General features: G+C 39.8%; 4 protein-coding genes and 1 pseudogene. All 5 read left to right on the top strand.

Going from position 1 to position 3,073, the window contains the following annotated elements:
• Positions 1-1,009 (top strand): ADP-ribosyltransferase (locus PAN06_RS13580; protein WP_269796588.1); only part of this gene is annotated, 1,009 nt, incomplete at its 5' end.
• A gap of 9 nt (positions 1,010-1,018) precedes the next feature.
• Positions 1,019-2,014, top strand: a complete 996-nt coding sequence (locus PAN06_RS13575; RefSeq protein WP_269796587.1) for an ADP-ribosylglycohydrolase family protein — start codon at positions 1,019-1,021, stop codon at positions 2,012-2,014.
• 130 nt (positions 2,015-2,144) lie between these two features.
• Positions 2,145-2,417, top strand: a pseudogene (locus PAN06_RS13570) (DUF5082 family protein); the annotation flags it as partial.
• Between the two features lie 4 nt (positions 2,418-2,421).
• Positions 2,422-2,706 (top strand): TIGR04197 family type VII secretion effector, encoded by a 285-nt coding sequence (locus tag PAN06_RS13565; protein ID WP_269796586.1) that lies wholly within the window; start codon positions 2,422-2,424, stop codon positions 2,704-2,706.
• A gap of 9 nt (positions 2,707-2,715) precedes the next feature.
• On the top strand, positions 2,716-3,073 hold a 358-nt coding region (locus PAN06_RS13560), incomplete at its 3' end, for a T7SS effector LXG polymorphic toxin (protein WP_269796585.1).

Raw genomic sequence — 3,073 nt, 5'->3', positions numbered from 1 at the left:
AACTATGGGGGCAGCGACACCCTTGGTTGTTGGGGCTGGCTTAACCGCAGGAATTGGAACAGCGGCTTATGGGGCGTCTAATGCAGGGGAAGGGATTCATAACATCCAACTTGGAAATGCAGGGGATATTCATACGAAATCCTATAATCGCATCCGAGATACGCTTTTCATGGGGAATGACAAGCTGTATCATGATGTTGGGAATATCTTTGTGACGGCGAGTGCTATCATGATTCCCATAGGGCAGACTCAGAGCGTTGTCAAGGGCTTGACCCAGTTTGCGATAGGAGAAGCCGGTGCCTATACAGCCGGTCAGGTTGCCTATCATGGGACCAAGCTCCTAGGTGGAAGTGAGGAAGATGCCCAAACCGCAAACTTTATCGGGAATATCGTAGGAGGTTATGCGGTCTCCTCAGCAGCCAGCAAGTTTAGTCTCAATGAGGTGAAAGTAGAGGTCGAAGCACCGAAGTATAGTACGAAAGAACTAGATGCCTATTTTAGAAAAAGCCAACAAAGTTTTACAAATGCAGAAGCTGAGGGGGTACGAATTTATACAAGTAATGATTATACCTACATTAATAACTACTTAAGAGGGTTCAGTGACGATTTAGGCCATATTTCAACTTCAACTATTTCTGATATCGATTCTGCATTGTCTAAGATGGAATTGCCGGCTGATTTAACTTTATACAGAGGAACAAATTCAGCGCCTTTCATGAATATGGTTGATAAAAACTTTAATGGAACTCTGGATTGGAATTCGTTAGTAGGAAAAACTTTTGAAGATCGAGCATTTGTTAGTACTTCAGTTGAGAGGGAAACGGCCTTTAAAGGTGAAGTAAGATGGGAAATCAACGCACCAAAAGGTTCTAAAGGAGGAATGGTTAACACTTTCAGTATGTTCCCTAATGAAAATGAGTTATTGTTGCCAAGAAATTCAAAATTCTTAATAAAGGGTATAGATAAAGTTGATAATAATATTATTCTAAAAATGGATTTAATAGAATAGGAGAAGGCTATGAGATTAAGAGATAAATGGGAAGATGATTCAAATCAGTATAGAAGATATAATCTTAAACAAAAGATAAATTCGGTTATCTTTGGTCTGGCAATAGGTGATGCACTGGGAGTCCCTGTAGAGTTCAGAGATAGAGATACCTACCATATTTCAGATATGGTGGGTTATGGAACCTATAATCAACCAGCTGGTACCTGGTCAGATGATACTTCTTTATCCTTAGCACTTATTGAACACCTATGTGAGGATTCTGATTTGAATGGGTTGATGGATAAATTTGTAGCTTATCGTCAGGGCTACCTCACACCTTTTGGATATTGTTTTGATATTGGTGTTTCGACTAATCAGGCGATTGAACGGTATTTGGCGGGAGTTTCTCCAGAGAAATGTGGAGGGAGTAGTGAGAGAGACAATGGCAATGGAGCTTTGATGAGGATATCTCCCTTAGCTTTGCTCTTATATGAAAATTTTGATTTCAGTTATAGATCAAAAATAATTGAGCAATATACTAAGTTGACCCATGCTCATCCAAGATCTATCGTGGCATCTATCCTTTATGTCCAGCTTTTAATCGGTTTTCTTCTTAACATTCGTCTAGAAAAATTACTTTGTCAATCAAAACCTTATTTTGAAGATTACTTTAAGAAAAAACCAGAATACTGGGAAGAGTATCAAGAACATTTTAGTGAAATATTTGATAGAGAATTTTATCAAAAATCTAGGGAAGATATTGCTTCCACAGGCTATGTTGTTGATACCTTGAAGGCTTGTCTCTGGTGTTTAGGTACAACAGATAGTTTTGAGGAAGCTGTTCTAAAAGCCGTTAATCTTGGAGGGGATACCGATACCATCGGTGCCATTACAGGTACCTTGGCTGGAGCCCACTATCAACTGGAAGGCATCCCAGGAAAATGGATTCAACAGCTGGCTAATAGAGAATTGATTGACGAAAAATGTCGACAATTACTGGAACACTTATATAAACAATCAAAATAGTTCTTATTATTGGGCAACAATCAGAACAACTCCTCCTTTTATGATAGAATAAATGAAACAAGAGTTTACTAATGTTTTATTGGTAAACTCTTGCTTTAAATAGAATTCTCTTCAAAGTCAACATAATGTTCACAATATCAGGTATCCTATCAACCACCGCAATATCCAGCCGGAATGGCAAGGCAAACAAAAAGATGCCTTCACCAAGCAGTGGGAAACCTTTTCCAGTGACTACACGAGTTTCCAAACAGAGATGGATACCTTCTATGATGCCATCTGTGATGAAATCACTAGGTTAGAGAACCAAAAGAATGAAGAACATGGCATTATTGGTTGGTGCCAAAGTCAGATGAATAATCTGGGAAATATCATCGAGAAGCTGCTACATACGAAGGAGGGGTAAGGCCATGTATGGAACGATTCAATTATCTGAGGTTCTGTTTAACGCGCACATCAGTAGTTTGACCAAGGCTCAGGCTAGTTTGGCTGGAGTGAGTAAGCCAAACTTCAACACGACATCGGAATCCAAGGTGCTCGATTTGTATCAGGAACAATTCAATGAGCTCTATCAGTTGATGACGAGCTATACGTCCTTATTGGGAACAGACATCACCTTGATGTCAGCTACAGGAAAAGAGTTGGCCCGTACAGATACTGTATTGGGACAAACAATGTTTTCTGGCTTGCAGTAGGGAGGTTCTATGAGTTACAAGATAAAATTTGATGATATTACCTCTGTTCAAGTGGAAAGTCAAAAGACGATGAATGCTTGGGAAGAGGCCATCGCTAATCTAAATAAGGCTATGAGCGACTTCATCAACAATCAAAATCTCCAAGGTCAGGCCATCTCGAGTATGCGCAATTACCTAGTAGAGGTGCATGGGACTCTTCTTCAAACTCTGGTCAACCTGATGAATGACTACTCAACTAACCTCCTACTGTACAAGGATGGTTACTACCAGATTGATTCAAGCAATCATGCAAAGTTACCGGGTCAGGTGTTTACAACCCTTCATAGTGATTTAAAGAGTTCACGGGACAATCTAAAGAGTGAGATTG

The organism is Streptococcus sp. SM3, from assembly GCF_027497875.1.
Note: the sequence above shows the minus strand (reverse complement) of the source record. Positions and strands in the feature narration are given on the sequence as shown.